Annotated in this window: 3 protein-coding genes; 2 read left to right on the forward strand and 1 reads right to left on the reverse strand. The window is 62.8% G+C overall.

The window, feature by feature from the left end; all coding sequences use genetic code 11:
* Window positions 1-299: 299 nt before the first annotated feature.
* Complete coding sequence (locus ACIRRA_RS45760; protein WP_402782363.1) at window positions 300-1337, reverse strand: fused (3R)-hydroxyacyl-ACP dehydratase subunits HadA/HadB; 1038 nt, start codon at window positions 1335-1337, stop codon at window positions 300-302.
* A 168-nt stretch (window positions 1338-1505) separates the two neighbouring features.
* On the opposite strand from ACIRRA_RS45760, the gene ACIRRA_RS45765 reads away from it, so the two are divergent.
* Together ACIRRA_RS45765 and ACIRRA_RS45770 are read left to right on the forward strand one after the other, a co-directional pair.
* Window positions 1506-2423 carry a MerR family transcriptional regulator gene (locus tag ACIRRA_RS45765; protein ID WP_402782369.1) on the forward strand — a complete coding sequence of 306 codons (918 nt, stop codon included), beginning with the start codon at window positions 1506-1508 and terminating at the stop codon, window positions 2421-2423.
* 12 nt (window positions 2424-2435) lie between these two features.
* Window positions 2436-2750, forward strand: coding sequence for a DUF6959 family protein (locus tag ACIRRA_RS45770; protein ID WP_402782366.1), 315 nt, complete (start codon window positions 2436-2438; stop codon window positions 2748-2750).
* Window positions 2751-2831: the final 81 nt, after the last annotated feature.

A 2831-nucleotide genomic window follows, 5' to 3' on the forward strand; every position in this document is an offset into this window, starting at 1 on the left:
CCGGCCCTCGACGTCGTCCAGGGACTCGAAACCGTGGCTATCCCCCTGGTCGCAGCACACCTCGACACCATCGGGTGGACGACGATCCCCTTGCCATGATCATGAACCGACCGGCCCGACCACACACCCGCCAGCGAACACCCAATTCTGCCGCATACCGCGCTGACCGAACCGATCACGTGGGGCATCGAAAGATCAACTGGCCGTGCCGATCCGAGGCGGGCAGAACGTCCGCTATTGCCGATGAGCGCGCCCGGTAGGCATCAGATCGCTGAGCGCGCCGTCAGGGAGTCGTCCGTCTATTTGAAGCGGATGTCTGTGGTGGCCAGACCGAAGATCTTGCGTCCAGCGGATTTCGCGACCAGGACGACGGTGGCGGTTCTGGCTTCCGGGTCGATCGATTTGATCCGGCCGCTGAACTCTACGTCCCCGGCCGAGACGGCGTTGACGACGGTGTAGTTCGACAGCCGGGCTCCGTACCGGATTAGCGCACCTGGATCGCCGAGCCAGTCAGTGACAAACGCCGCCCCGAGGCCCATGGTGAGCATGCCGTGCGCGATCACATCGGGAAGGCCGGCCAAGGCCGCGACTTCCTCGTTCCAGTGGATCGGATTCACATCACCGGCGACTCCCGCGTAGTTCACCAGGTCGCCGCGTGTCAGTTGGACGGTCCGGGCCGGTAGCTCGTCACCGACGGCGATGTCCTCGAAACGGATTGCCGTGTGCGGCACACGTGTTCGCGATATGTGCGAATGCCGGGGGACGGCCTGCGTCGGCTGGTCGATCAGTGTGTGTCCGGCGTGTGGCGCCGAGCCCGCGGGCGTCAACGCCGGTTCCAATCCACTCGTGACCACGCCTTTGATGGCATCGCTGATGTTGGATTCGACGTCATCGCTGGTGATGCCGACGATCGTGGTGTGCATGATTTGCACGATCTGGCCGGACTGGTCGGTGAATGTATTGGTGATGGTGAGCAGGTCCTTGCCTGCGACGCGGCGAACCGAGGACAGCTCGACGTCACTGAACAATCGGTCACCGGCCAGGACGGGTTTGTGCATCTCGAAGACCTGGTCGGTGTGCACGAACATGTCGTAGCCGGTCATGACGTTCTCGAGCAGGGCACGATTTGCCCGCATGGCTACGATCGAGGCGAACGTGGCCGGCGCGACCAGCCCGGCGTACCCGAGCTCGTTCGCGGCGGACTCGCTCCAGCGTGCTCGATGGGAATCCTGGACAGCTCGTGCGTATTCGCGGATCTTCTCCCGACCAACTTCGTAGTAGTCATCGACGCGATAGCGATAGCCGACCAGCTCGGCTGCATGGAATGCTGTTTCCATCAATCCTCCCCTTCATCGTTCGTCTGACCTCAGACCCGGATCCGCACTCCACTCGCCGTCCACGACCGCTTCGGTTTCGCTGCCGGGGCTGGACTGCAGTGCCAGTACGCTAGAAGCTCCAGTGGGGTGGAGGTTCAACAGGTTGTGACGGACGACACACGATCCGGTGTGCTGATCAGCATCGGGGAGTTGGCGCGCAGCACCGGGCTCACTGTGCGAACGATTCGGTTCTACTGCGACGAAGGCATTCTGGAATCCCGCCGCAGCGCAGGCGGGCACCGGATGTTCGACGCCGACAGCGCCACTGAACGACTGCTGCTGGTGCGGCGGTTACGCACGCTCGGTCTCGGGTTGGACTCGATCGCTGGCGTGCTGCGAGAAGAGCGGTCGATGGCCGAGGCCATTGCCGACGAGAGCGCGCGGCTCGACATCGAACTCCGGTCGATGGCATGGCGGCGCGCGTCACTGCGGGCCGTCGAGACGGTTGCCCCGGCGCAACGAGCCGAGCGACTTGCGTTGCTGGCTGCGGCGCAGGACGGTGGGGCGGTACATGATTGCCTGATACGGTTCTGGCGGCGCATCCTCGCACCGGTCCCTCGCAGCGACATCGATATGTGGGTCGGCTGGAATGTCCCGGAGCCGCCTGCAGATCCATCGGTCGACGAGGTCGTCGCGTACGCCGGGTTGGCGGCTCTCGTCACCGACCCTGACATGAGTGCTGTTGTACGACAGCAGTACTGGCGACATAAGCCGGAACTGATCCGCGACCGTCGAGCACTGTTCACGGACGTGGGCGACCTAATGGTGGACGTCGTGGCACTGGTAGCCGAACGCGTGCGCCCGTACGCCGGAAGCGAACTCGATCGATTCGTCAACGCCCACGCCGCCGCCCGCGGGGAACGTGATACTCCGCGTTTCCGCAAGCAATTGCTGATCGACGCAACCGATTCCGACCACCGCATTCACCGTTACTGGGCTTTGACACAGCAGTTGTTCGGAACTCGGATCACTGTCGGACCGACACACGACTGGGTGTACAACGCGCTGGCCCACGCAACCCATAACCTTCCATCCGAACTGAACTGAACTGAGAGAATCGTGGAATACCAGGCGCAGATACTGGACACGCAGGGAAACTATTCATTGGTCAAATGGGAGGGGCGAAAATTTCCCGGTCTAAGCATTCAGGGTGATAGTCTTCATATCCTGCGAGAGGTCTTGGAGGAAGCGGAGTTGGAGCTAACTCGCGGAAGAGTCGCTGATGCGCTGTTCGCCGTCGGGGAGGCGTTGGAGACGGTTACCGGCATGGATCTGTCATACCGGGAAATGATGGAGAAGCGGGGCCTGGGACTGCCTTATCCTCAATCCACTGACCCAGGTTTCGGGTTGGTCAGCGCGCCGGAGGCGCGCTGACCAGTGTGTTTGGGGTGTGGGGTAGCCGCTGGTCTACCCAGCTTTTCCACTTCGATGTCGGGTCGGGCCGTTGCGGGCCGG

This window comes from Nocardia sp. NPDC101769 (genome assembly GCF_044766925.1).
In the GTDB taxonomy this organism is placed as follows: Bacteria; Actinomycetota; Actinomycetes; order Mycobacteriales; family Mycobacteriaceae; genus Nocardia.

Bases quoted from the DNA above. Each gene is read 5' to 3' on its own strand.
- ACIRRA_RS45760 (WP_402782363.1), bottom strand. From the start codon at position 1,337: ATGGAAACAGCATTCCATGCAGCCGAGCTGGTCGGCTATCGCTATCGC.